At 43.5% G+C, this 23,042-nt stretch carries 18 protein-coding genes; 10 read left to right on the top strand and 8 right to left on the bottom strand.

Annotation, left to right across the window (positions count from 1 at the left end; translation table 11 throughout):
- Position 1: 1 nt before the first annotated feature.
- The 5 genes from Q0203_RS03115 to Q0203_RS03095 form a co-directional block, all read right to left on the bottom strand.
- A complete protein-coding gene (locus Q0203_RS03115) occupies positions 2 to 211 on the bottom strand; it encodes a tail protein X (protein WP_297929462.1) in 210 nt (69 codons plus the stop codon).
- Positions 211 to 717 (bottom strand): head completion/stabilization protein, encoded by a 507-nt coding sequence (locus tag Q0203_RS03110; protein ID WP_297929460.1) that lies wholly within the window; start codon positions 715 to 717, stop codon positions 211 to 213. Before Q0203_RS03110 ends, Q0203_RS03115 begins: the two co-directional genes overlap by 1 nt.
- 150 nt (positions 718 to 867) lie before the next feature.
- Complete coding sequence (gene gpM / locus Q0203_RS03105) at positions 868 to 1,581, bottom strand: phage terminase small subunit (protein WP_297929458.1); 714 nt, start codon at positions 1,579 to 1,581, stop codon at positions 868 to 870.
- Between the two features lie 2 nt (positions 1,582 to 1,583).
- A complete protein-coding gene (locus tag Q0203_RS03100) occupies positions 1,584 to 2,603 on the bottom strand; it encodes a phage major capsid protein, P2 family (protein ID WP_297929457.1) in 1,020 nt (339 codons plus the stop codon).
- Between the two features lie 63 nt (positions 2,604 to 2,666).
- Positions 2,667 to 3,503: a GPO family capsid scaffolding protein gene (locus Q0203_RS03095; protein ID WP_297929455.1), complete on the bottom strand. Its 837-nt coding sequence runs from the start codon at positions 3,501 to 3,503 to the stop codon at positions 2,667 to 2,669.
- Between the two features lie 166 nt (positions 3,504 to 3,669).
- Between Q0203_RS03095 and Q0203_RS03090 the strand changes: the two genes are divergently transcribed.
- Together Q0203_RS03090 and Q0203_RS03085 are read left to right on the top strand one after the other, a co-directional pair.
- Positions 3,670 to 5,448, top strand: coding sequence for a terminase family protein (locus tag Q0203_RS03090; RefSeq protein WP_297929453.1), 1,779 nt, complete (start codon positions 3,670 to 3,672; stop codon positions 5,446 to 5,448).
- Positions 5,449 to 5,460: 12 nt separating this feature from the next.
- Entirely contained in the window at positions 5,461 to 6,507 is a 1,047-nt protein-coding gene (locus Q0203_RS03085; protein WP_297929451.1) for a phage portal protein, read from the top strand.
- Between the two features lie 559 nt (positions 6,508 to 7,066).
- On the opposite strand, the gene matP is transcribed toward Q0203_RS03085, so the two are convergent.
- A complete protein-coding gene (gene matP / locus Q0203_RS03080) occupies positions 7,067 to 7,513 on the bottom strand; it encodes a macrodomain Ter protein MatP (protein WP_295975867.1) in 447 nt (148 codons plus the stop codon).
- Positions 7,514 to 7,647: 134 nt separating this feature from the next.
- Between matP and Q0203_RS03075 the strand changes: the two genes are divergently transcribed.
- The 8 genes from Q0203_RS03075 (at position 7,648) to Q0203_RS03040 (ending at position 20,392) form a co-directional block, all read left to right on the top strand.
- Positions 7,648 to 9,423 carry a Lon protease family protein gene (locus tag Q0203_RS03075; RefSeq protein ID WP_297929449.1) on the top strand — a complete coding sequence of 592 codons (1,776 nt, stop codon included), beginning with the start codon at positions 7,648 to 7,650 and terminating at the stop codon, positions 9,421 to 9,423.
- A gap of 141 nt (positions 9,424 to 9,564) precedes the next feature.
- Positions 9,565 to 10,095, top strand: a complete 531-nt coding sequence (fabA, locus tag Q0203_RS03070) for a bifunctional 3-hydroxydecanoyl-ACP dehydratase/trans-2-decenoyl-ACP isomerase (protein ID WP_005700570.1) — start codon at positions 9,565 to 9,567, stop codon at positions 10,093 to 10,095.
- Between the two features lie 189 nt (positions 10,096 to 10,284).
- Entirely contained in the window at positions 10,285 to 10,659 is a 375-nt protein-coding gene (locus Q0203_RS03065; protein WP_297929447.1) for a hypothetical protein, read from the top strand.
- A 12-nt stretch (positions 10,660 to 10,671) separates the two neighbouring features.
- The gene (glgB, locus tag Q0203_RS03060) at positions 10,672 to 12,861 is read left to right on the top strand and encodes a 1,4-alpha-glucan branching protein GlgB (RefSeq protein ID WP_297929445.1); all 2,190 of its coding nucleotides are present in this window, start codon (positions 10,672 to 10,674) and stop codon (positions 12,859 to 12,861) included.
- Between the two features lie 3 nt (positions 12,862 to 12,864).
- Positions 12,865 to 14,880, top strand: coding sequence for a glycogen debranching protein GlgX (gene glgX, locus Q0203_RS03055; protein WP_297929442.1), 2,016 nt, complete (start codon positions 12,865 to 12,867; stop codon positions 14,878 to 14,880).
- Positions 14,881 to 14,899: 19 nt separating this feature from the next.
- Positions 14,900 to 16,210 carry a glucose-1-phosphate adenylyltransferase gene (gene glgC / locus Q0203_RS03050; RefSeq protein ID WP_033002556.1) on the top strand — a complete coding sequence of 437 codons (1,311 nt, stop codon included), beginning with the start codon at positions 14,900 to 14,902 and terminating at the stop codon, positions 16,208 to 16,210.
- Positions 16,211 to 16,373: 163 nt separating this feature from the next.
- The gene (glgA, locus tag Q0203_RS03045) at positions 16,374 to 17,816 is read left to right on the top strand and encodes a glycogen synthase GlgA (protein WP_297929440.1); all 1,443 of its coding nucleotides are present in this window, start codon (positions 16,374 to 16,376) and stop codon (positions 17,814 to 17,816) included.
- A gap of 110 nt (positions 17,817 to 17,926) precedes the next feature.
- Positions 17,927 to 20,392, top strand: coding sequence for a glycogen/starch/alpha-glucan phosphorylase (locus Q0203_RS03040; protein ID WP_297929438.1), 2,466 nt, complete (start codon positions 17,927 to 17,929; stop codon positions 20,390 to 20,392).
- Between the two features lie 66 nt (positions 20,393 to 20,458).
- Here Q0203_RS03040 and Q0203_RS03035 read toward each other — a convergent pair whose 3' ends face one another.
- Positions 20,459 to 20,869, bottom strand: a complete 411-nt coding sequence (locus tag Q0203_RS03035; protein WP_297929436.1) for a pyrimidine dimer DNA glycosylase/endonuclease V — start codon at positions 20,867 to 20,869, stop codon at positions 20,459 to 20,461.
- Positions 20,870 to 20,907: 38 nt separating this feature from the next.
- Complete coding sequence (mnmC, locus tag Q0203_RS03030; RefSeq protein ID WP_297929434.1) at positions 20,908 to 22,932, bottom strand: bifunctional tRNA (5-methylaminomethyl-2-thiouridine)(34)-methyltransferase MnmD/FAD-dependent 5-carboxymethylaminomethyl-2-thiouridine(34) oxidoreductase MnmC; 2,025 nt, start codon at positions 22,930 to 22,932, stop codon at positions 20,908 to 20,910.
- Positions 22,933 to 23,042 lie beyond the last annotated feature (110 nt).

Below are 23,042 nucleotides of genomic sequence, written 5' to 3'. Positions count from 1 at the left end.
ATCAGCTCCAAAGTTGAATGGTGCCACTTGCCACGCTGATCTTTTCACTGTCTGCTTCAGGTAAGAGAACCGGTGTACCAAGTGGAATAACGGGCTTATCCATTAAGTGCGGATTCAGTTCGCAGGCGATTTCAAGCAAACCTTCGCTATGCCCGAAATAGCGATACAGGATTGCATCTAAGTTGTCGTTTTGTTGCGCGTAAACTTCCATTAGATTAGCTCCGCATCGACTCTCGGGCGTTTGAGTATGTCACTGATGGCAAAGCGGGCATCACGGCGTAATTCGTTGATACTGTCTTTGAGCAATTCCGCCTTTTTCTCGCCATCATTGGTGGTGTCGTAGCTTGTGTAGCGTTCATAAAGGTTTGCCAATGCCAAGCAGGTGACGGCACGGCGGTAGCGATAGACCAACACGCTTTCATTGTTGATTTTGGCGCAGGGAATATCCGTAAAAAATTCTGAGGTACTATGTTGTTTGAACTCCTCCAGTTCATCATTGACTGCAGCAATGGCCTCAATTAAGGCATCTTTTAAACGGGCGGTAGTGACGGTGCCGTCCAGGCGTGCCTGATTGCGAAAATCGGAGATTTTAAGCGGCGGGAAAAAAAGGTCATTAAGAACAAGGTCTTCGCCTTGTCCGTAGTCTTCAACTTGTTTTTGTACCGCCCCCATTTCGTAATCCGGGGCGAGTTTGATGGAAATGGATCCGTCTGACATAAAAACACCTATAAAAAAGCGGGGTGAGGATTAATGACGTGCGGTTAAAAATTCTAGGAATTTCCACCGCACTTTTAATCCGCCCCGCGGCTGCGTGATTTGCTCGGTTTCAGAAATTTCCAAAAACAGTTTGGAAATTTCCAAAATTCGTTAAGCGTTTGTTTTATCGGTCGCGGCGTCGCCGTTGTCGGTTTCATCCGGTGTTGGTTCTTCCGTTTCCGCTTTACCAAGGGATTTTCTTAGTTTGTTGACTTCGGTTTTTACGCCGATTTTGTCATCAAGCGACCAAGCCTTTTCGAGCGCCGCAAGTGCGGCAATTTGATTGATGTCCTTGAGCTGTAACCCGATTTCACGATAAAGACGGGCGCGACTTTGATCTGGCATGTCTTTGTCATCGGTAATTTCAGCCACGTGTTGCAATAAAGTGACGTCAAACGATGTTTCTTTTAGTTGCAACGCCTTTTTCGCGGCATCAGCAAATTCTTCTGCGACGAGTGTCGGCACGGTTCGGCTAAACTGTTCAGGTAACACTAAATCTTGGTGCAAGGCATATTCTGCGATACGCAATGCAAGCTGATATTCTCCGCAGTCAATCGCCCAGACTAGCCACGTCATTAATACGTTGTCTTGCTTTCCTGTGCCTGCGACCAATGCGCCTTCAATCCACGGTAAATAGTCTGCTAGATATTCCCGTTTCATTGCCGCGCGTTGTTCCATAGACTGCACGCCTTTCAAATTTTTCTGATGACGCGCAAGCAAAAACAACATCTTTTCATATTCGCTCGCGCCCTCTAGGCTTTCTGCTTCCGCCGAGTGTTCAAGCTCGGCGGAGACGCGCAAATAATGTTGCTTTGTTGGACGCATGGTTATTTATCCTTAAATTCGATGTTTTCCAACAATGCCACGCAATCATAGTTTTCGATTACAAATGCATCATTTGAGCTCATGTAGTCTTCATATTGATCGCGTTTGGCGTTATCTACAAAGGTGCGACGCATTGCGCCCTCTTGGTAGTAGATTGATAAATTATCCAAGCGGGTGATCAAGATTGCGCCAGCCGGGAAGAATGGCACGCGGACTGCAGGCAAACCGCCAATGCGTTTTTGGCTGATGACAATATCCGCCGCGAGTTTTTCGGTAGGCTTGTCTTGAGCATTGACAAGTGGGAAATACTTATCTGCTAATAAATCTCGGCCGACGATTGCCACTAATTCGGTGTCTTCCTGGAACCATGGCTCGATTAAGTCATTCACGGCGGAATAAACTAATGCATCAAGATTTTGATACGATTGATTTTTGCCGATATAAATTTTACCGGTGCCGCTTTCCACTTCTTTCATGTGGCGCTTCGCGGCATTTGCACGGATTTTTTGTAACCATCCGATCGCCACATCTTGCAATAATGGGTTTTGAGTGCGGTTGGATGTTGCCGCGTGGCTTGTGCCGTTAAAGCCAATCATGATGCGGTCAAGTGCAACGCGATTCATTTTTAGCCCTGCCAAACGTTGTTTAAAGTCAGGGAATTTTGCCCACATATCTAATTGAGGGTAGCGGATGTGCGAATCATAGTTGATTTGTTCGCAAGTGTATTTAATGGCTTCTAGGCTCATTAAATCTTGCGTTTGGCGGTCTTTTTGTGTGGTGTCGGTGGTGCTTGCCAATGTTCCGGCAACGCCTAACCCCAACACTTCGCCGCTTTGTTCCGTGACCGGCACAATGTTAATTTTTTGCAAAAATGCGGATGATTCTTGCGTTTTTGTTTCTAAGCGTTGTTGCACTGATGGGGCGACGGTAAACTTCGTTTCGGTATCTTCTACCTGGATTCCGTTCGCTTCGGCCATTGCAACGCGGTATTCTTTAATTTTTGCACGGGTTTCATTTTTCATTTGGCAAAATCCTTGATGATGGTGTGTTTTAAATAGGTGTTGTTTGCTTCGGCTTCGGTGCGATTAAAAAATAAAGCCTTCGTCTTCCGTTTTTTTGCCTGCCACTTTCGGGCGCGGTGTATAGTCGGATGTCGGTTGCTTTTCCAATTCGCCTAATTTGTTTTGCAGGTCGGTGACTTTGGTTAATAAGTCTGCCTGGTCGTTTTGTAACTGGGTGAGTTGGTTCAACAACTGCACGGCTTTGCTTTGTTCATTAATGACTTGTTCGCTCAACAATTCGATGGCTTTTTCATGTTCACCGAAACGTTCATCCTTGCTTTCTGATGCTTTAGCAAAAAGTGCTTTAATTTTTGCAAAAAAGTTTGGTTTTTCGTCTTCCGTTTTCACTTCTTCAAATTCAAGTGATGTTTCTACTGCCGCAGTAAATAGATTTTCCGCTTTTTCTTTACGGCCGTTTAACGGATTTGCTTTTGCACCTGCGCTAAATTGCAACATTTCGGTGCCTAGGCTTGCCGGGGTATCGGTGACAGCTAAGCCTACTAAATACGCTTCGCCGGTGTCGGCAAAATTCGGATCAACTTCAATTGATGTATAGATTTTTTGGCGGTCTTTGTTGAGTGCGATTAAATCGGCGGTCGGGTCGATTTGCGCTAAGAGTTGCAATTTGCCTTCTTTGTTTTCTTCCGCTTTCAAGCCGGTGACGTCGCCGTAGCATTTGGAGTGAGGTTCATCTTTCCAAAGTAGGCGGAATTTGATGTGCTCAATGTTGATGCGCGCCCCGTATTTTTTCGGGTCGTAGTTTTTGGCCATTTGCTCAATCCATGTGCGATTAATCGCGCGGCCGTCGGTTGTTGCGCCCTCGGTGGCGACAACAAACCATTTAGAGGTTGTTTTGCTCATTGGTAGCTCCAAAAATTGGGTGTTTTTTTCAATTCGGCACAATATTGGGGCTTTTATTTTTGCTTGTCTTGCAGTTCGTTTTGTTGTTATCAATCTCACAAATCAAAGCGCAATCAATAACTTATCTTTATTCATATTATTCCCGTGATGATTTTACGGGGATTTTATGAACGAAATCGCAACACTAGATAACACAGACAAAAATGACGCGAGTTTAAAGCGGCAGGCGCAAACGATGTATTTCGGCGGGTATAAAATCGCGGAAATTGCTCGCCAGTTGGGCTTGTCGGCGTCCACAATTTCGAGTTGGAAAGACCGCGAAAAATGGGACGACATGGCGCCCGTTGGGCGGGTTGAATTGACCCTTGAAAGCCGTCTTAATTTACTGATCATGAAAGCGGATAAAAGCGGCTCCGATTATAAAGAGATTGATTTGCTAGGGCGGCAGATGGAGCGCATGGCGCGCGTTAAAAAGTATTCTTTTGGTGAGGGCAATGAAGCGGATTTAAACCCTAAGATAAAAAATCGTAATGCCGGCGAGCGCAAAAAGCCCGAACAGAATGCGATCAGCGAGGAACAAAAAAACTTGCTGATTGATGGCTTTTTGTCAGAAATGTTTAACTATCAGCGGGTTTGGCATGATGCTAAAAGCAACCGTATCCGCGACATTTTAAAAAGCCGTCAAATTGGCGCAACTTATTATTTTGCACACGAAGCCTTTATTGACGCATTGACGACAGGTCATAACCAAATTTTCTTGTCTGCGAGTAAAAAGCAGGCCTTGCAGTTTCGCAGTTACATTGTCAACTACGCCAAGCAAAAAGCGGATGTTGACTTAAAGGGCGAAACAATCAAATTGCCGAACGGCGCGGAACTTATTTTTTTAGGCACAAACTCGGCAACGGCGCAAAGTTATCATGGAAACTTATATTTTGACGAAATATTTTGGGTGCCGAAATTTGACGTTATGCGCAAAGTTGCTTCCGGCATGGCGGCGCAAAAATTTTACCGTCAAACCTACTTTTCAACGCCGACCAGTATTGCGCACCCTGCTTATGCGTTTTTTAGCGGCAAGGCATTTAACCGTAAAAAAGCCAAAGCCGACCGCGTGGAAATTGATATTTCGCACGAAAACTTAAAAGCTGGCAAGCTGTGCGCCGACCGCCAATGGAAACAGATTGTAACGATTTACGACGCGCTAGAGGGCGGTTGTAATTTGTTTGATATTGAAGATTTATTGGCAGAAAACTCGCGTGAAGAATTTGAGCAGTTGTTTTTGTGTCAGTTTATGGACGATAACGCGAGCGCGTTTAAATTTGCCGATTTGCAGCTGTGCCAAGTTGACAGCTTGGAAGAGTGGACGGACTACAAGCCATTTTGGCGGCGTCCGTTTGGCAATAAGGAAGTTTGGCTAGGTTATGACCCTGCACATACCGGCGACCGCGCGGCGCTTGTAATTGTTGCCCCGCCGCGTGTGGACGGTGGCGATTATCGTGTATTGCATCACCAAACTTTTCACGGCTTGGACTATGAAGCTCAGGCGGCGCGGATTAAGCAGTTTTTAGATGACTACAACGTAACGCGCGTGGTGATTGACAAAACAGGCATGGGGTCAGGGGTCTATCAAGAGGTGCGTAAGTTTTACCCAACAGTTACCGGTCTTGATTATAACCCTGATTTAAAAAATGAAATGGTGCTTAAAACCATGAATTTAATTCAAAAACGCCGCTTAAAATGGGATGGTAACGATATATCAACCAGTTTTATGACCGTTAAAAAACACATCACCAGCACGGGTAAAATCACTTACATTTCCGACCGCTCTGAAGAAGCAAGCCACGGCGATTTATCTTGGGCGACCATGAATTGCATTTTGAACGTGCCTTATGGTTCCGGTGGCAATGTGTCATCAGTCAATCAATCATCAATCTTTAGCTTTGAATAACAGGATAAACAAATGAGCAAACGCAGAAAAAACAACGCAAAAAATGACCGCACTTTTACGGAAAAAGACGCGGTGCAGGTTCAGGCTTTTAGCTTCGGTGAACCTGTGCCGATGTTAGACAAGGCGGATATTTTAAATTATTTTGAATCGTCCTTGATGTTTAACAAATACTACAATCCGCCGATTAATCTGAGCTATCTCGCCAAGGCGTTGCAGGCTTCGCCGCACCATCAAAGCGCTATTGACGTGAAGAAAAATATTTTGCTTTCAACGTGCAAAACGACCGCACTTTTGCCGCGCACGCAGTTGGAAAAATTCGTGCAAGATTATTTGGTTTTTGGCAACGCATACTTTGAAAAAACTGAAAATGCTTGGGGAAATGTTATCGGCCTTAAATCTCCTTTAGCTAAATATATGCGCGTTGGCAAAGATGATGGCGTTTTTTATCAGATTGTTAGCGGGTTTGATGATCATGAGTTTCGTAAAAATTCCGTTTTTAACTTGATTAATCCTGACGTTAATCAGGAAATCTACGGCATGCCGCCTTATTTGGGGGCGTTACAATCGGCTTTTTTAAATGAGAGTGCAACGCTATTTCGCCGCAAGTATTATCTCAATGGTGCGCACGCGGGCTCGATTATCTATTTTACTGACCCGACGCAGAATAAAGATGATGTCGAAGCCATTAAGCAACAATTAAGACAAACAAAAGGCACTGGCAACTTTAAAAATTTGTTTATTCACATTCCAGACGGTAAAAAAGATGGCCTGCAGGTTATCCCGCTTTCTGATGCGGTTGCCAAAGATGATTTTTTAAATATCAAAAATGCAAGCCGTGATGATGTTTTAGCGGCTCATAGAGTGCCGCCGCAATTGATGGGAATTTTGCCAAATAATGTCGGTGGTTTTGGTGATGTTGAAAAAGCGGCGCGGGTTTTTTATGTCAATGAAATCATGCCTTTACAAGCACGATTACAGGAAATTAATGATTGGTTAGGTGTCGAAGTTATCTCTTTTATTGAGTATAAATTGCTCGAAAAATCAGATAGCGATCATTGACCGCCGCGAACGAGATCAATTTGTTCATTTTTTGCGTAATTTTGCGTTAATTTGCGTTATGAGATCCTTATTTTGAGATCTTTAAGGCGCCAATACTGGCGGGCTTTGAGCCATCAACGCAATTTGCGTTGATATCCACACATCAAGCGCGCAGGCGGGGCGAGGATTTGACTGCAATTTTTTATAAAAAATCTTTAAAAAAATATAAAAAACAAAAACGGCGGGGGATTCCGCCGTCTTTTTATTTTGGCTTTGTGATTTAGATCACGAAATAACTAAAAAAATTTAATATAAATATTTTTGACCCCGCTATAATGTAACTCATTGAAACAGTTAAGAACGTATTGCCGACCCTAGGCACCAATGATAAGTTTTATCAAAATATAAGCCGCTTTTTAAAGCGGCTTTTTTATTATCTAAATAACGTAAAATCAATAACTTACAATCCGATTAAAATTCTCCCCTCTTAAAGATACTGTATATATTTACATTTATTTATTGTCAATTTATGATTTGTTTAGATCATAAATGAAGTGAATTTGCACCATAAATTGCCTATTTATTTTAATAAATCTTTTAATCCAGCTTTCATGGCGGACATTTGGCTTTCGTATAGCGCTTTTTTCTCACGCTCATCAATCATATACATGATGGTTTCTGAGAGCGTCATTTTCATTTTGCGAGAATATTTGGATAAACGTAGCCAAACGGCATATTCCAAATCAATGGATTTTTTCTTGGTAGATTGTTTTTCAGCATTAAAAAAACGCTTTCTTCTGGCGCGGATGGCTTGATCGAGTTTTGTCACCAATTCTGGCGCTAAATGGGTTTTTATCCATTCTTCAATTTTTTGCGGATAGTTTTGGCAGCCGATGAGTTGTTTTACGATGTCTTCTTGTAAACTTTTTTCCGTGTAACGGGTGATGTTTTCCCCTTCACGGGCTTTTTTGGTTAAATAGACCCATTTCCAATGCGCTTCTTGATTTTCTAACTTTTGGTATTTCATTTTTCTATATGATTTTAGTGACGTGGTAACTGTGTAACTATACGCTTTTTGTGGCGGATTTTCCAGCAAATTTTCCTCGATACGCATAAATATGCGATAATGTTGTCAAATTATCTTTAACGTAGAGAGTCGTCGTGTCTTCATCTTATAATACTTTACCTTGGCAGGAACTTCGTCCAACATTGCGCGTGACGGAAATCCCTTCACAGCCTCAAGATTTTTTCGCATTACAACCCCGTGCAGAAAAAGCGATTCGTCATTTCATTAAAAATTCCCACCGCACTTTATTGGTGCTTAAAGCGGATGATCAGGCAGAATATGCGCCGTTATTGGAACAATTGATTCAATCAGAAAAGCCCGTTCCGGAGTTATGTGGTGTGCAATATGTGATTGAACAAGGGGATTCTTTTTCTTTTCCTCGTATTTCAGCCGAACCGGTACAGTCTTATAACGACAATTTTGCTGCTCAAAAAAGCGTGGCAAGCGCGTTATATTTCGATCAGTTTCAGTTATTTGGTTCCGTGAAAATTCACGCCACCTCGCACGACATTCAGCTGAATCCAGGCTTGGTTCATCAGGTGAATGGCGGTGTTTTAATTGTGACTGCCGGCGCATTATTGACGCAATTTGATTTATGGCAACGACTCAAACACATTCTCACCACCGGCGTGTTTAACTGGTATTCCGCGCATCCGTTTAAAACCTTGCCTTGCGATATTCCGAGTTATCCGTTGAAGTTAAAAGTCATTGTCTTAGGCAATCGTACAGAATTGGCGACATTGGAAGAGTTGGAAGAAGAGCTTTATCATTTGGCGGATTATGCGGAAATCGAGAGTTATTGCCGTGTTGCCAATGCGGAGCAACAGCAACAATGGATGGGGTATATTCAGTCCGTAGCGCAACAACATCAATTGCCGATGTTGGAGTTGAGTGGCTTTAATAAACTGTATCAATTATTGGTACGTGACAGCGAAAACCGAGACTTGATTAATATCTCTCCGTTGATGTTAAAAAATATCTTGACGGAGACAGCGCTGTTCTCGCAGTCCACCTCCTTAAGTGCGGTGGATTTTGAGCGCTATTTTTTACATAAAACCGAGCAATTTGGCTTTTTGCGTGAACAAACTTACGATAGCATTTTGCAGGAACAAATTTATGTGGCGACTGAAGGCGAAATGGTGGGACAGATTAACGGTTTGTCCGTCATTGAATATCCGGGGACGCCGTTAGTGTTTGGTGAACCTTCCCGTATTAGTTGTATTGTGCAATATGGGGATGGTGAAGTCGTGGATGTGGAGCGCAAAACCGAATTGGCGGGGAATATTCACAGCAAAGGCATTTTAATTGCAGAAGCCTGTTTGGCGAATATTTTAGAATTGCCTTCTCAGTTGCCGTTTTCGGCTTCCTTAGTTTTTGAGCAATCTTACGGCGAAATTGATGGCGACAGCGCATCTTTAGCCGGCTTTTGTGTGTTGGTCAGTGCCTTGTCCGATTTGCCGTTGCCACAATCCATTGCCATTACCGGGGCGATCGACCAGTTTGGTTTGGTGCATTCTGTCGGAGGCGTAAATGAAAAAATTGAAGGCTTCTTCACCATTTGTCAGCGTCGCGGACTGACCGGTAAACAGGGCGTGATTATTCCGAGTGCCGTAGTGAATCAATTGAGTTTATCTGAGGCGGTTATAAGTGCGGTGAAAAATCAGACATTTTTTATCTATCCCGTAGAAGCCGTGGATCAGGCCTGTGAAATTTTGTTACAACGTGACTTAGTAGAACAAGATGATAAAGACTATACACCGGATACACTGCCATTGGCTCGCTTAATTCATCAACGCATTAATCAATATGCCGATCGGCAGTCACATCGAGAGGGTTTTTGGGATTTGTTGTTTTCCCGCAAAAGCCATTAATTCAAAATTGCCATTAAAAATTAACTGATCGGACAAGTTAGGCGTACAAGTGTTAGCTATTCTAAATGCAGTGAGGCTTTGTTAGAATCCGCGCAACGTTTGTATTTTAACAACACATTGACTTTTTATAGGATTTTAATAATGAACACTTGTACACCAAACATTAAAGACAGTTATTCTTACGAAGATTTATTAGCCTCCGGACGTGGAGAACTGTTTGGTAAAGAAGGGCCGCAACTTCCTGCGCCAACGATGCTAATGATGGATCGTATTGTGAAAATGACTGAAGATGGTGGTACATTTGGTAAAGGTTACATTGAAGCCGAACTTGACATCCATCCTGATTTACCGTTTTTCGCTTGTCACTTTATCGGCGATCCCGTTATGCCGGGCTGTTTAGGCTTAGATGCCATGTGGCAATTAGTCGGCTTCTTCCTTGGCTGGGTTGGTGGCAAGGGCAAAGGTCGTGCGTTAGGTGTCGGCGAAGTGAAATTCACCGGTCAGATTCTGCCAACCGCCAAAAAAGTGGTTTATCGCATTAATATGAAACGTGTCATCAACCGCAAATTAGTGATGGGCATGGCAGACGGCGAAGTAGAGGTGGACGGTCGTGTTATCTACACCGCAACAGATTTGAAAGTCGGTTTATTCCAAGATACTTCCAGTTTTTAACAGAGAAACGATATAAAATAAGAAAGCGAGATCGAAGGATCTCGCTTTTGTTTTAATAAGATGTCATTGATGTCACGTGATTTTTTGACGGAGATCACTAATTTTAACTAAAAGCGTTGTAATTCTTTCTGCCTCTTCTAGAATACTCATAAAGCGTTAGTTTTAGGCTGTATTTTGTTGTAGGTGCGTATGCAAGTTTTCAATTCTCTAGCACAAATTGCCGAAACAATCGGTGTTTCTTCTTCTCGTTTAGCGTATTTACTGATAGACGCGCGTTTAATTTATGCCCCTCCTGAAATACGGCATGATTTCACCGCACTTTTGCAACCGCCAAGTCATCGGATAAACGCAGTATTTTATGAGGCTTTCACGCGTATCTCTCTTGTTTTATTCATATTGTCATTCGCTCATCATCGCTTAAACCTTTCAGCTTCTCGTCAAAGAGAAACCTTTCCAATTCACCAACACGCGCTTTTACCATTCAAGTTGCCTTGTTTATTGGCGTTGAGCGATATGCAAATCGCGTTCCTTTTCTCTTTAATTAATCAAGCCCGCAGACCTTAGCGAGGATTTATTATGACTCAACTAGTAGCGCAATCCGTAATTAATCAATTCTTTGATGGAACACATTCTGCTCCTTTTTCCGTATTGGGTATGCACGAAACCGATAACGGCATTGAAATTCGTGCTTTATTGCCGGATGCGTGTCGTGTCAGCGTCATTGATAAAGAAAATCAAGACACCGTCTGTGAATTGGATTGTTTAGATGACAGAGGTTTTTTTGCCGGTGTTGTGCCGAAAACCCATGATTTTTTCGCCTATCAATTACAGGTGTATTGGGGCAAAGAATCGCAAATCCTTGAAGACCCTTACCGTTATCATCCAATGATTAGTGATTTGGATGAATGGCTTTTAGCTGAAGGCTCATTCTTGCGTCCGTATGAAGTGTTAGGTGCGCATTTTATCGAATGTGATGGTGTTTCCGGTGTGAATTTCCGTTTGTGGGCACCGAACGCGAAACGAGTTTCTGTGGTGGGGGATTTCAACTATTGGGACGGACGTCGCCATCCGATGCGCTTACATCCGGCAAGTGGCGTATGGGAATTATTTCTACCAAAAGTCGCATTAGGGCAGTTATATAAATTTGAATTAATTGATTGCCACGGCAATTTACGCTTAAAAGCCGACCCTTATGCCTTCAGTTCACAGTTACGTCCTGATACAGCGTCACAAATTAGTGCGTTACCGGACATTGTGCCAATGACAGACGCCCGTCGTAAAGCCAACCAATGGGATCAACCGATTTCCATTTATGAAGTGCACCTAGGGTCTTGGCGCCGTAATTTAGAAAATAACTTCTGGCTAGATTACGACCAAATCGGTGATGAGTTAATTCCTTATGTAAAAGAAATGGGCTTTACGCACATTGAGTTTTTACCGCTTTCCGAATTCCCGTTTGACGGTTCTTGGGGCTACCAACCGCTAGGGCTGTATTCTCCAACCAGTCGTTTTGGTACAGCGGAAGGGTTTAAACGTTTAGTGGAACGCGCCCATGAAGCCGGCATCAATGTGATTTTAGACTGGGTGCCGGGGCATTTCCCAAGCGATACCCATGGTTTAGTGGCCTTTGACGGCACGGCATTATATGAACACGCCGATCCGCGCGAAGGATTCCATCAAGACTGGAACACGCTCATTTACAACTATGGTCGCAACGAAGTGAAAAACTTCTTATCCAGTAACGCCTTATATTGGATTGAACGTTTTGGGATTGACGGTATTCGTGTCGATGCGGTGGCCTCCATGATTTACCGTGATTACAGCCGTGCCGAGGGAGAATGGATTCCGAACCAATACGGCGGACGAGAAAATTTAGAAGCCATTGAATTCTTAAAACACACCAACTGGAAAATTCATAGCGAAGTGCAAGGCGCAGTTTCCATTGCGGAAGAATCAACCTCATTCGCGGGGGTAACACACCCGACAGAAAACGGTGGTTTAGGCTTTAATTTCAAATGGAATATGGGCTGGATGAATGACACCCTTTCTTACATGGAAAAAGATCCGGTCTATCGCCAATATCACCACAACCAAATGACTTTCGGCATGGTGTATCAATACAGTGAAAACTTTGTGTTACCGCTTTCCCACGATGAAGTGGTACATGGCAAATGTTCCTTAATCGACAAAATGCCGGGCGATGCGTGGCAAAAATTCGCGAACTTACGCGCTTATTACGGTTATATGTGGGGCTATCCGGGTAAGAAATTATTGTTCATGGGAAATGAATTTGCCCAAGGTCGTGAATGGAATTATCAAGAAAGTTTAGATTGGTTCTTATTGGATGAATCTATCGGCGGAAGATGGCACATCGGCGTACAACAATTAGTGAAAGATTTGAATAAAATTTACCGCGAAAATGCACCGCTCTTTGAACTGGATTCGGATCCGCAAGGCTTCGATTGGTTGGTGGTGGATGATGCGCAAAACTCCGTATTTGCCTTTGAACGACGTAGCAGCAAAGGCGAGCGCATTATTGTGATCAGTAACTTTACGCCGGTGCCACGCCATGATTATCGTATGGGCGTGAATGTTGCCGGTCAATATCACGAAATTTTAAATACGGATTCATTCTTTTACGAAGGCTCAAATCTTGGTAACTGCGGTGCAGTGGAAAGTGAGGCGATTCCAAGCCATGGACGAGAGCATTCTATTTCCGTTTCTATTCCGCCATTGGCAACCCTCTATTTGAAATATCAAGGATAAGGCATGATTGCGGTAAAAAATCAGGGCAAGGCTTATCCGTTCGGTTATAGCCAATATGAAGAAAACGGCGAGCAAATCACTAACTTTGCGCTGTATTCTTCTGTCGCGGATGCCGTGGAGTTGTGCTTGTTTGAGAACGGTAAGAAAGAACAGCGTTTCGCTATGCATCGTAGCGAACATGTTTGGTATATTGCGCTTAGTGGCGTTACTCAGGGGACGCAGTACGGTTTTAGAATCACCGCCGAAAATGACCGCACTTTGGCTAATCCAAACAAGCTCATGCTTGATCCTTATGCGAAAGCCGTGGTGGGTAAACCGGATTTAAGTTCGGCAGAAGTGCGGTCGATTTTTCAGTTAAATGATCCACGAGATAACGCGGAATTTGCGCCGAAAGGTCAAATCATTGAGACGGCATTTGACTGGCAACACGATAAAGCCCCGAAAACACCTTGGGCAGAGACAGTAATTTATGAGCTAAGCGTAAAAGGCTTTAGCCAATTACGTGCTGAACTACCGGAAACCGTACGCGGAACTTATGCCGGTTTAGCTCACACGCAAAGTGTGGCGTATTTAAAAGCATTAGGCGTCACCGCCGTGGAATTGTTGCCGATTAATTACCACGTAAACGAACCGCACTTGCAAGAAAAAGGATTACAAAATTATTGGGGCTATAACCCGTTGGCCATGTTTGCCGTAGAGCCAAAATATTGTTCCGAAGAAAATCATGAAAACCCGTTGTATGAATTCAAAAGCATGGTGAAAGCGTTACATGAAGCGGGGATTGAAGTGATTTTAGATGTGGTGTTTAACCACACGGCAGAATCGGAGAAACCATTTCCAACGTTCAGCCAACGTGGCATTGATGATCGGACGTATTATTGGCAAAACGAACAAGGCGAATATATTAACTGGACGGGTTGCGGCAATATGCTGAACCTTGCCAATGACATCACCCGAAAATGGGTGGTGGATTGCCTGCGTTATTGGGTGGAAGAATGCCATGTGGATGGTTTCCGTTTTGATTTAGGCACGGTTTTAGGGCGTGAGTCACCGGATTTCAATCCACACGCCAAACTGTTTGATGACATCGCTCAAGTGTCGAGTTTACAACAGGTGAAATTCATCAGCGAACCTTGGGATATTGGCCATTACGGTTATCAATTAGGGCGTTTTCCCCATTATTTTGCCGAATGGAACGACCGCTTCCGTGATGATATGTGTCGTTTTTGGTTATGGAAAAGTGGGGAAGTGGGCGCATTTGCCGAACGTTTTGCCGGCTCAAGTGATCTGTTCAAGCGAGAAACACGCTTACCACACACCACCCTGAATTTTATTACCGCTCACGATGGTTTTACGTTACGCGATTTGGTCAGTTATAACCATAAGCATAACGAGGCGAACGGCGAAGATAATCGCGATGGTCGCAATGAAAATTACAGTTACAACCATGGCATTGAGGGCAGTCAATTAGACCTCAATGACGAACACCAAAGTGCGGTGGAAAATCAGCGCGTTTTAGCGCAAAGCGGATTATTGGCAAGTTTGCTGCTAGGCAATGGTACACCAATGTTGCTTGCTGGCGATGAATTCGGCAACACGCAATTCGGTAACAATAACGCCTATTGTCAGGATAATGAAATCACATGGCTGAAATGGCAGAATTTCAATCAGGAATTATTTGACTTGACCAAACAACTGATTGCAACACGAAAACAAATTCAAAGTTTGCAACGGGATGTTTGGTGGTCAGATGAAAATGTCACTTGGCTCAACATTGAGGGGGAATCAATGCGAACCGAGGATTGGCATAATCGGGAAAGCAAAGCGCTGCAAGTGGTATTAGATCAGCGATGGCTTTTCTTAATCAATGCGAAAGCAGAACCGCAGTCTTTTACATTGCCAAACGAGATAAATGGTCAATGGAAAGCTAGGGCAGGAACAACAAACTTAACGATTCAACAACAGCAAGTTGAAGTGGGTGGTATGGCGTTTTGTGTGTTGGAAAATATGGATAATTAAAAAAATAACGGAGTTTATTATGAAAAACGGTCTTTCCCAACTTCCTAACAAATATGATTTAGTCAAAAATACGCTTGTGCTGATTTTAGCCGGTGGTCGTGGCTCACGCCTGCACGAATTAACGGATAAACGTGCAAAACCGGCACTGTATTTTGGGGGAAATCGCCGAATCATCGATTTCGCGTTGTCCAACTGTATTAACTCCGGCTTAAATCGTATTGGGGTTGTCACGCAGTATGCTGCACACTCTTTATTACGCCATTTACAAAAAGGGTGGTCTTTCTTGCCACAAGAACGGGGTGAATTCATTGATATGCTCCCGGCGCGCCAACAAATTGATGATTCCACGTGGTATCGTGGCACAGCCGATGCGGTATATCAAAACATGGCGATTATTCGAGATCACTACAAACCGAAATATATTCTCATTCTTGCCGGCGACCATATTTATAAACAAGACTACAGCCAAATGTTGTTAGACCACGTGACCAGTGGTGCAAAATGTACCGTGGGTTGTATCGAAGTGCCGCGTTCCGAGGCGCATGAATTTGGCGTGATGGCGGTCAACGAAAATCTGAAAGTGAAAGCGTTCGTAGAAAAACCCAAAGATCCGCCTGCCATGGTGGGCAAACCGGAAACTTCATTGGCTTCCATGGGGATCTATGTGTTTAATGCGGATTATCTTTATGAAATGCTAAATAAAGAAGTGAACACGCCTTGCACCTCTCATGACTTTGGTAAAGACGTATTGCCGAAATGTTTGGAAGAAGGCACGTTATACGCCCATCCATTCAGTCGTTCTTGCATGGGACGTAACACGGAAGGCGATATTTATTGGCGCGATGTGGGGACATTAGACAGCTTCTGGCAATCAAATATCGACTTGGTGTCTGAACATCCGCAATTAGATATTTATGACCAAACTTGGCCGATTCGCGGTAACCCGGTGCAAGCCTATCCGTCTAAATTCTTCTATAAAAATGCCAATGTTAAGCCGGTGGATAACTCTCTTATTGGCGGTGGTTGTGTCATTACCGATGCCTCAATCAGCTATTCCGTGTTATTTGATCGGATTAAAATTAACGAAGGTTCTGTGATTGATCATTCTGTGATCTTGCCTGAAGTAACGATTGGCAAAAATTGCATATTGAAACATTGTATCGTGGATCGTCATTGTGTCATTCCGGACGGTATGCAAATTGGTGTGGACCGTGAATTGGACAGTAAACGTTTCCGTATCAGTTCAACCGGCAAAGTGATTTTAGTCACACCGTCTATGTTGAAAAAATTAGAAGGACAAGATGTGTTCTCGGAAGAACATTTAGACTAACGTGAAAGTGCGGTCTGTTTTCAACACGTTTTGATTTTTACTCGCTCCTTCGGAGCCGTTGGCAAAGCAGCATTCAAAATCCTTCGGATTTTGTGACCGCACTTTTTAGTGTATAGGGCGTTTTTAATACGCCCTCATTAATCAAGGGACATGAGGAAAATAAATGAAAGTATTGCACGTTTGCTCGGAGTTATATCCTTTACTGAAAACCGGCGGATTAGCCGATGTGATGGGGGCATTGCCCTTTGCACAAAAAGAAATCGGCATTGATGCGCGTATTTTGTTGCCGTCGTATCCGGCGATTGCGGCGGGCATTCCAAATACGTCAGTTGTTGCGGAATGGGATAATTTTGCCGGCCACATTGTTTTGCGTTACGGTGAATATCATGGCGTTGGCGTTTATCTTATTGACGCACCGCACTTGTATGGACGGGAAGGTAATCCGTATCATGATGGCTATTACAATGATTATGGCGATAATTATAAACGTTTTGCATTATTAGGCTGGGTGGGGGCGGAGTTGTCCACCGGTTTAGATAGTTGGTGGCGCGCAGAAGTTGTCCATGCCCATGATTGGCATGCGGGTTTAACGGCAGCCTATTTATTTAATAAAGGCCGTCCGGCAAAATCGGTTTTCACCATTCATAATTTGGCGTATCAAGGGCAATTTGATTATCGCCATTTAGTTGAAATCGGCTTGCCACACAGTATGTTCCATGTGGATGGATTAGAGTTGTTTGGACAAATTTCTTACTTAAAAGCTGGGCTTTATTATTCCGATGCGGTGACTGCCGTAAGCCCGACTTATGCAAAAGAAATTACCACACCGGAATTTGCGTATGGCTTACAAGGCTTACTTTCTACCCTGGATCATGAAGGGCGTTTGGTCGGTATTCTCAATGGTGTTGATGAAAAAATTTGGCATCCGATGAACGATCAGTATATTCAACATCATTACAAGCTGAAGTACATGGGCGGTAAGGCAAAAAATAAAGCGGATTTACAAGCTTATTTCAATCTTCCGGAACAAGCTGATGCGTTATTGTTTGTGATGGTGACCCGTTTAACGGAACAAAAAGGCGTGGATTTATTGCTAGAAAGCGCGGATGAAATTGTTAAACAGGGCGGACAGTTGGCGATTCTTGGTTCAGGCGCACCGCACTTAGAAGCCGGTATTCGTCAATTAGCGGAAACCTATCCGCAAAATATTGCGGTTAAAATTGGCTACGATGAAGCGTTGTCACATCTCATGGTTGCCGGTGGCGATGTCATTTTAGTGCCAAGCCGTTTTGAACCTTGTGGTTTAACCCAGCTTTACGGTTTAAAATACGGTACCTTACCTCTTGTTCGCGCCACCGGTGGTTTAGCGGATACCGTCGTCAATAGTACCGCAGAAAATATTCAAGCTCGAACAGCAACCGGCTTTGTTTTCTCTCACGCAACGACCGAGGAACTCCGTAATGCCTTGCAGGCAGCGTTTGCGTTATGGAAAAAACAACGTTTATGGACAACGGTTCGTGTAACTGCAATGGAACAAGATTTCAGTTGGCAAATCTCTGCAACCCACTACCAACATTTATATCAACGAATTTTATCTCACTCATGAAACACCTATGTTCTGCGTAAAGAAAAATAATCTTTGCGCAGAAGAGTGTTGTTTTTTTATCTTGAATGATTAAAATTCATCCGCTTTTTATTTACTGAGGATGTTTTCTTATGATAATGGATAATTTTGATTCTCCATTCCTGTACAATCGACCTGAAGTCAATGTTGATTCATTGAAAAAAACGATTGTTTATAAACTGATTTTTTTAATTGGTCGCTCTCCTAAAGAGGCGAGCCAACGAGATTGGCTCAATGCCACGTTATACGCGGTGCGGGATTTCGTCACTGAAGGTTGGATCACTACCGCGCGTGAAGCCAGAGCTGAAGACGCACGCCGTGTTTATTATTTATCAATGGAATTTCTGATTGGTCGTACCTTATCCAATGCCATGATTGCAGAAGGATTGTACGACATCGCCAAAGAAGCCCTTTCCGAATTAAACGTTGATTTAGAAGAAATTATTGAAAAAGAAGTGGATCCGGGCTTAGGTAACGGTGGGTTAGGTCGTTTAGCCGCCTGTTTCATGGATTCTATTGCCACCTTAGGCTTACCGGGCATGGGCTACGGTATTCGTTATGAATATGGAATGTTCCGTCAAAAAATTGAAGATGGCCAACAAGTTGAACGCCCGGATGCGTGGTTAGAAAAAGGGGCGCCTTGGGAATTTATTCGTCCGTCTAAACGTTTTACCGTTTCTTTCGGCGGTAATATTCATTTTGAAGGCAAAAAATGTATCTGGAATAAAGGCGAAGAAGTGACCGCACTTGCTTATGACCAAGTGATTCCGGGCTATCAAAATGACTCTGCCGCCACATTACGTTTGTGGGCTGCTCATGCTGGCGAACTGTTTAACTTAGAAGACTTTAACCGCGGTCAACACATTGCGGCGGTGGAAAGCCGTGCTTCCATTAAGAATCTTTCCCGTGTGCTTTATCCGGATGATTCCACTTGGAACGGTCGTGAATTACGTTTGCGTCAAGAATATTTCTTGGTTTCTGCGTCATTGCAAGACATTATCCGCCGTCATAAACGCACGCATAGCAGCTTGGAAAATTTAGCGGATAAAGTGGCAATTCATTTAAATGATACTCACCCGGCATTAGCCATTCCTGAATTAATGCGTATTTTAATTGATGAAGAAGGCTTTTCATGGCAGAAAGCCTGGGATATGACCCGTCGTATTTTCTCTTATACATGTCACACCTTGATGTCTGAAGCCTTGGAAACTTGGCCGGTAGAAATGATGGCGAAAATCTTACCGCGCCATTTACAAATGATTTTTGAAATTAACGATCATTTCTTGGAATACGTCAAAACCTACATCACTACCGACCTGGATTTCATTCGTCGCGTTTCTTTAATCGAAGAAGGGTATCAGCGCAAAGTACGCATGGGTTGGTTATCCGTGGTGGGGTCACATAAAGTCAATGGTGTGGCGGCAATTCATTCTGATTTAATGGTGACATCGACTTTTGCGGATTTCGCGCGTATTTATCCGGAACGTTTCACCAACGTGACTAATGGTATTACCCCGCGTCGTTGGCTTGCTGTGGCAAACCCACAATTAGCGTCGTTGTTTGATAAATATATCGGTTCTGATTGGCGTTGTGATTTAAGCCAAATCGAAAAATTAAAACAATATACGCATGAAGCGGATTTCAAACACGCTATTGCCGATATTAAATTTGCAAATAAAGTGAAATTGGCAAATTACGTGAAGAAAACATTAGACATTGATCTGGATCCCCATGCGTTATTTGACGTTCAAGTGAAACGTATTCACGAATATAAACGTCAAATTTTGAACGTGTTGCATATTATTGCCCGTTACAACGCCATGTTAGAGCATCCGGAAAAAGATTGGCAACCTCGTGTGTTTATCTTAGCCGGTAAAGCGGCATCGGCGTATTACGCAGCCAAACAAACCATCCATTTAATTAATGATGTTGCCAATGTGATTAATAACGATGCCCGTTTGGGAGGCCGCTTAAAAGTGGTCTTTATCCCGAACTACAGCGTCAGTTTAGCTCAATTGATCATTCCGGCGGCAGATATTTCTGAACAAATTTCTTTGGCGGGCACGGAAGCTTCCGGTACCAGTAACATGAAATTTGCGTTAAATGGTGCCTTAACCTTGGGGACATTAGATGGGGCAAACGTAGAAATTTTGGAACATGTCGGCAAAGACCACATCTTTATTTTCGGTAATACCGTAGAACAAGTAGAGAAGTTACGTCGCGATGGCTACTGTCCATTTAATTTCTATCAAGAAGATGCCGAACTAAGAAATGTTGTTGATCAAATCATTAACGGCCGTTTCTCCGAAAACGATCCGAACCGTTATCAACAGCTATTACAGGGTTTACAATATCACGATTACTACCAAGCGTTTGCTGATTTCCGCAGCTATGTGGATGCACAGAAATTGGTAGATGAAAAATATAAAAATCGTGATGCCTGGATTGACAGCACGATTCAAAATATCGTCAACATGGGTTATTTCTCTTCCGATCGTACCATTAAGGAATACGCGGAAAATATTTGGCACATTAAGCCATTAAATCTCGAGAAATAATTTCTTGATAAAAAGAAACCCCGTTCGAATCTGAATGGGGTTTTGTTTTACATTCGCAAAACACGCCTAAAACACACCGCACTTATTTGGTGCAAATGACTGATGTGCTGTAAATCTTGCTTTTTTGGGCATTCGTTCTTGAATCCTTTGACGATTTATTTCAAGTGCTGCATCGGTCGGCTGATAATCAAGCCAAAGTTCAGGTGATGAGGGCAGTGTTTCAGGCCAAATATATTGAACCTTAAAACCACGCGCTTTACATTCCGTATGTAATTCATCATATCGCCTTTTCAAAAATGCCATTTTATTAAAGAAAAATCTCACATGGCCTTCACCTAATTTATATTCCTCCGGTTGCCCTTTTAAGTGAAATTTACCTTTGGCGACGGCATTCGGAATGCGTGTCAGTTCGCGGTGTTCTGCCAGTAAATGCTGATCGCATAGCTCTTTAGGTGGAATCAGATTAATTCGAGTCATAATGATACTTCCAAATATAAAAGTTAAAAATCATTGTATTAAGACGATAAATTCTCAATCGACGTGCCTTTCAACAATTTACGTATCCAACTGCGACTTGCGGATAGGTGGTGAATAAGGTCTTCGCTGAGTGGAAGTGGTTCGTTGTAGATTAACGAAGCGAGTGTTTCGCCCAATATCGGGGCAGAGGTTAAACCGCGTGAGCCGAGGGCGCCGATGAGATATAAATTCGGAAATACGGCAGCCGGTGGAATGGGTTGTTTGCGACGGCGTAAGTTGAACAGATTTTTATAATCCACGCATTGCTGTTCAAAATTCGGCACATTGCCTACCATTGGAATTCGATCCCGCACGGCGCAACGCACGCCGATGAGCGCCAGATTGGCAGACGTATCCACCTCTTTCACCCAAGGCATACCCTCTAGGTTATTTTGGATTTTTTCCTGATTTTCCCGCTGTTCCAGCTCGCTAAAGGTGCGGTCAGCACAATCACGCACATGGCTGGCACCAATGCAATGACTGGTTTTTGCCAAATCAGCAGGCGTGAGGTAGCCGTCATAACAGAGCACAGATTTCAGTTTTAGCAGATGTTCTGACGTGGGAATCTGGCTGACTTGCCCGCGTACGGCATAAAGCGGTAGTGACTGCGTTTGCGGAAATTCATGTAGTTGATGCCCGTTGGCGAGGACAACGATTTGATGATGGAACGCGTCATTTTCAGCATTTGTCACCAGCCAGCCGTTTTTTTGAGGGGAAAGTGCGGTCACTTTTTGCGATGTTTTTATGCTGAGCCCGCGCCGCTGCAAATAAGCAAACAGATTCTGTACAAATTGCTGTGGCGCAAGCCATCCGCCCTGTGGAATGAATCCGCCCCTACAAGGCAACGGGAGACCGACTTTATCGCTTAATTCAGCTTGGTTTAGGTTTTGATAAAGATCTTCAGGCAACTGAAGTTGCGAAACTTTCTGTAATTTGACCGCACTTTTTTCGTTATACCCGCACAGCGCCACGCCGCAAAATTCATGTTCAAATTCAATGAGGTTTTCGGCATTACGTAATTGTTGTAAGCCGTAAGCAAAAGCCTGTATATAAAAGCGAATATTACGTTCGTCATCGTCGCTCAGTTGCGGATAAAACGCGCCTTGTTTGTTACCGGAGGCGTTCATCGCCGGCTGTGGATCTTCGCAATAAAGAGTGACGCTCGCGCCACGTTGCATTAAGGCGAATGCGGTAAATAAGGAGGCGATGCCGCCCCCCACAATGGCAACATCTGCCACACCTTCAAACTGGGCGGATTGTGGCAAATACCATGGGGTGAAAAGTGCGGTGGGTTTTTCAAGTATTTTTTCACCCGCCAAACACTCCCGTTTTTTGCCGTAACCTTTGCGCTTTTGCACGCTGAAACCGGCATTTTCTAGGCCTTTACGCACCGCACTTGCGGCAGTGAAGGTGGCGAACGTGCCTTGCGGTTTGGTGTAACGGTACATTTGCGTATAAAGCGCGTCATTCCACATATCAGGATTTTTACTCGGGGCAAATCCGTCTAAAAACCACGCATCAATTTTGTCACGCATATAATCGCCGAGCTGTGGCAAATTATCGTGAATATCACCAAACCAAAGATCGAGCGTGGTTTCCTCAAAATGAAAACGATAGCAACCTTCAATCGGGTCTAGCCAATGTGCTTGTAATTGTGCCGTGAGGGCGCTAAATTGCGGGTAATGTTGATGGGCAAGCGTTAATGCTTCCCGTGTTAATGGATACTTTTCGAAGGAAATAAAAAATAGCCGTTGTAATGTTGCCTGTGGAAATTGTTGGCGAAATTCACGAAAAAGCGTGGTGACCGCCAAAAAATTGAGCCCTGTACCAAAGCCGGTTTCAGCAATAATAAAATACGCTTGTTCATGTTTTAGCCAACGTTGCCATAGTTGATTGCCTTGTTGGAAAACGTAGTGGCTTTCTTCCAAACCGTCTTGGTTAGAAAAATAAACATCGTCAAATTGGTCGGAAATGGGCGTATTTTCTTGATTAAAATGAATCTCGGCACGAGTCACTAAGCGCATTGGGCGTGATTTCCTTTCGTTGCTTTTGAGGTGTCTAATATAATACGCCTAATTGCCCTAACTGGTCGAACGTTATAATTAATGCTTGCAATATTTTGATTTCATAGTAA

It is taken from the genome of uncultured Aggregatibacter sp., from assembly GCF_938046485.1.
Taxonomy (GTDB): Bacteria; Pseudomonadota; Gammaproteobacteria; order Enterobacterales; family Pasteurellaceae; genus Aggregatibacter.
The sequence above is the reverse complement of the archived record's forward strand: the minus strand, read 5'-3'. Positions and strand labels throughout refer to the sequence as shown.

Excerpts from the sequence above, each read along its gene's own strand:
- Q0203_RS03035 (WP_297929436.1), bottom strand. The coding sequence starts at position 20,869 with ATGACTCGAATTAATCTGATTCCACCTAAAGAGCTATGCGATCAGCAT.
- Q0203_RS03085 (WP_297929451.1), top strand. The coding sequence starts at position 5,461 with ATGAGCAAACGCAGAAAAAACAACGCAAAAAATGACCGCACTTTTACG.
- glgX (WP_297929442.1), top strand. The coding sequence starts at position 12,865 with ATGATTGCGGTAAAAAATCAGGGCAAGGCTTATCCGTTCGGTTATAGC.
- Q0203_RS03065 (WP_297929447.1), top strand. The coding sequence starts at position 10,285 with ATGCAAGTTTTCAATTCTCTAGCACAAATTGCCGAAACAATCGGTGTT.
- mnmC (WP_297929434.1), bottom strand. The coding sequence starts at position 22,932 with ATGCGCTTAGTGACTCGTGCCGAGATTCATTTTAATCAAGAAAATACG.
- Q0203_RS03095 (WP_297929455.1), bottom strand. The coding sequence starts at position 3,503 with ATGAGCAAAACAACCTCTAAATGGTTTGTTGTCGCCACCGAGGGCGCA.
- matP (WP_295975867.1), bottom strand. The coding sequence starts at position 7,513 with ATGAAATACCAAAAGTTAGAAAATCAAGAAGCGCATTGGAAATGGGTC.
- Q0203_RS03040 (WP_297929438.1), top strand. The coding sequence starts at position 17,927 with ATGATAATGGATAATTTTGATTCTCCATTCCTGTACAATCGACCTGAA.
- glgA (WP_297929440.1), top strand. The coding sequence starts at position 16,374 with ATGAAAGTATTGCACGTTTGCTCGGAGTTATATCCTTTACTGAAAACC.
- fabA (WP_005700570.1), top strand. The coding sequence starts at position 9,565 with ATGAACACTTGTACACCAAACATTAAAGACAGTTATTCTTACGAAGAT.
- glgB (WP_297929445.1), top strand. The coding sequence starts at position 10,672 with ATGACTCAACTAGTAGCGCAATCCGTAATTAATCAATTCTTTGATGGA.
- gpM (WP_297929458.1), bottom strand. The coding sequence starts at position 1,581 with ATGCGTCCAACAAAGCAACATTATTTGCGCGTCTCCGCCGAGCTTGAA.
- Q0203_RS03100 (WP_297929457.1), bottom strand. The coding sequence starts at position 2,603 with ATGAAAAATGAAACCCGTGCAAAAATTAAAGAATACCGCGTTGCAATG.
- glgC (WP_033002556.1), top strand. The coding sequence starts at position 14,900 with ATGAAAAACGGTCTTTCCCAACTTCCTAACAAATATGATTTAGTCAAA.
- Q0203_RS03090 (WP_297929453.1), top strand. The coding sequence starts at position 3,670 with ATGAACGAAATCGCAACACTAGATAACACAGACAAAAATGACGCGAGT.
- Q0203_RS03115 (WP_297929462.1), bottom strand. The coding sequence starts at position 211 with ATGGAAGTTTACGCGCAACAAAACGACAACTTAGATGCAATCCTGTAT.
- Q0203_RS03110 (WP_297929460.1), bottom strand. The coding sequence starts at position 717 with ATGTCAGACGGATCCATTTCCATCAAACTCGCCCCGGATTACGAAATG.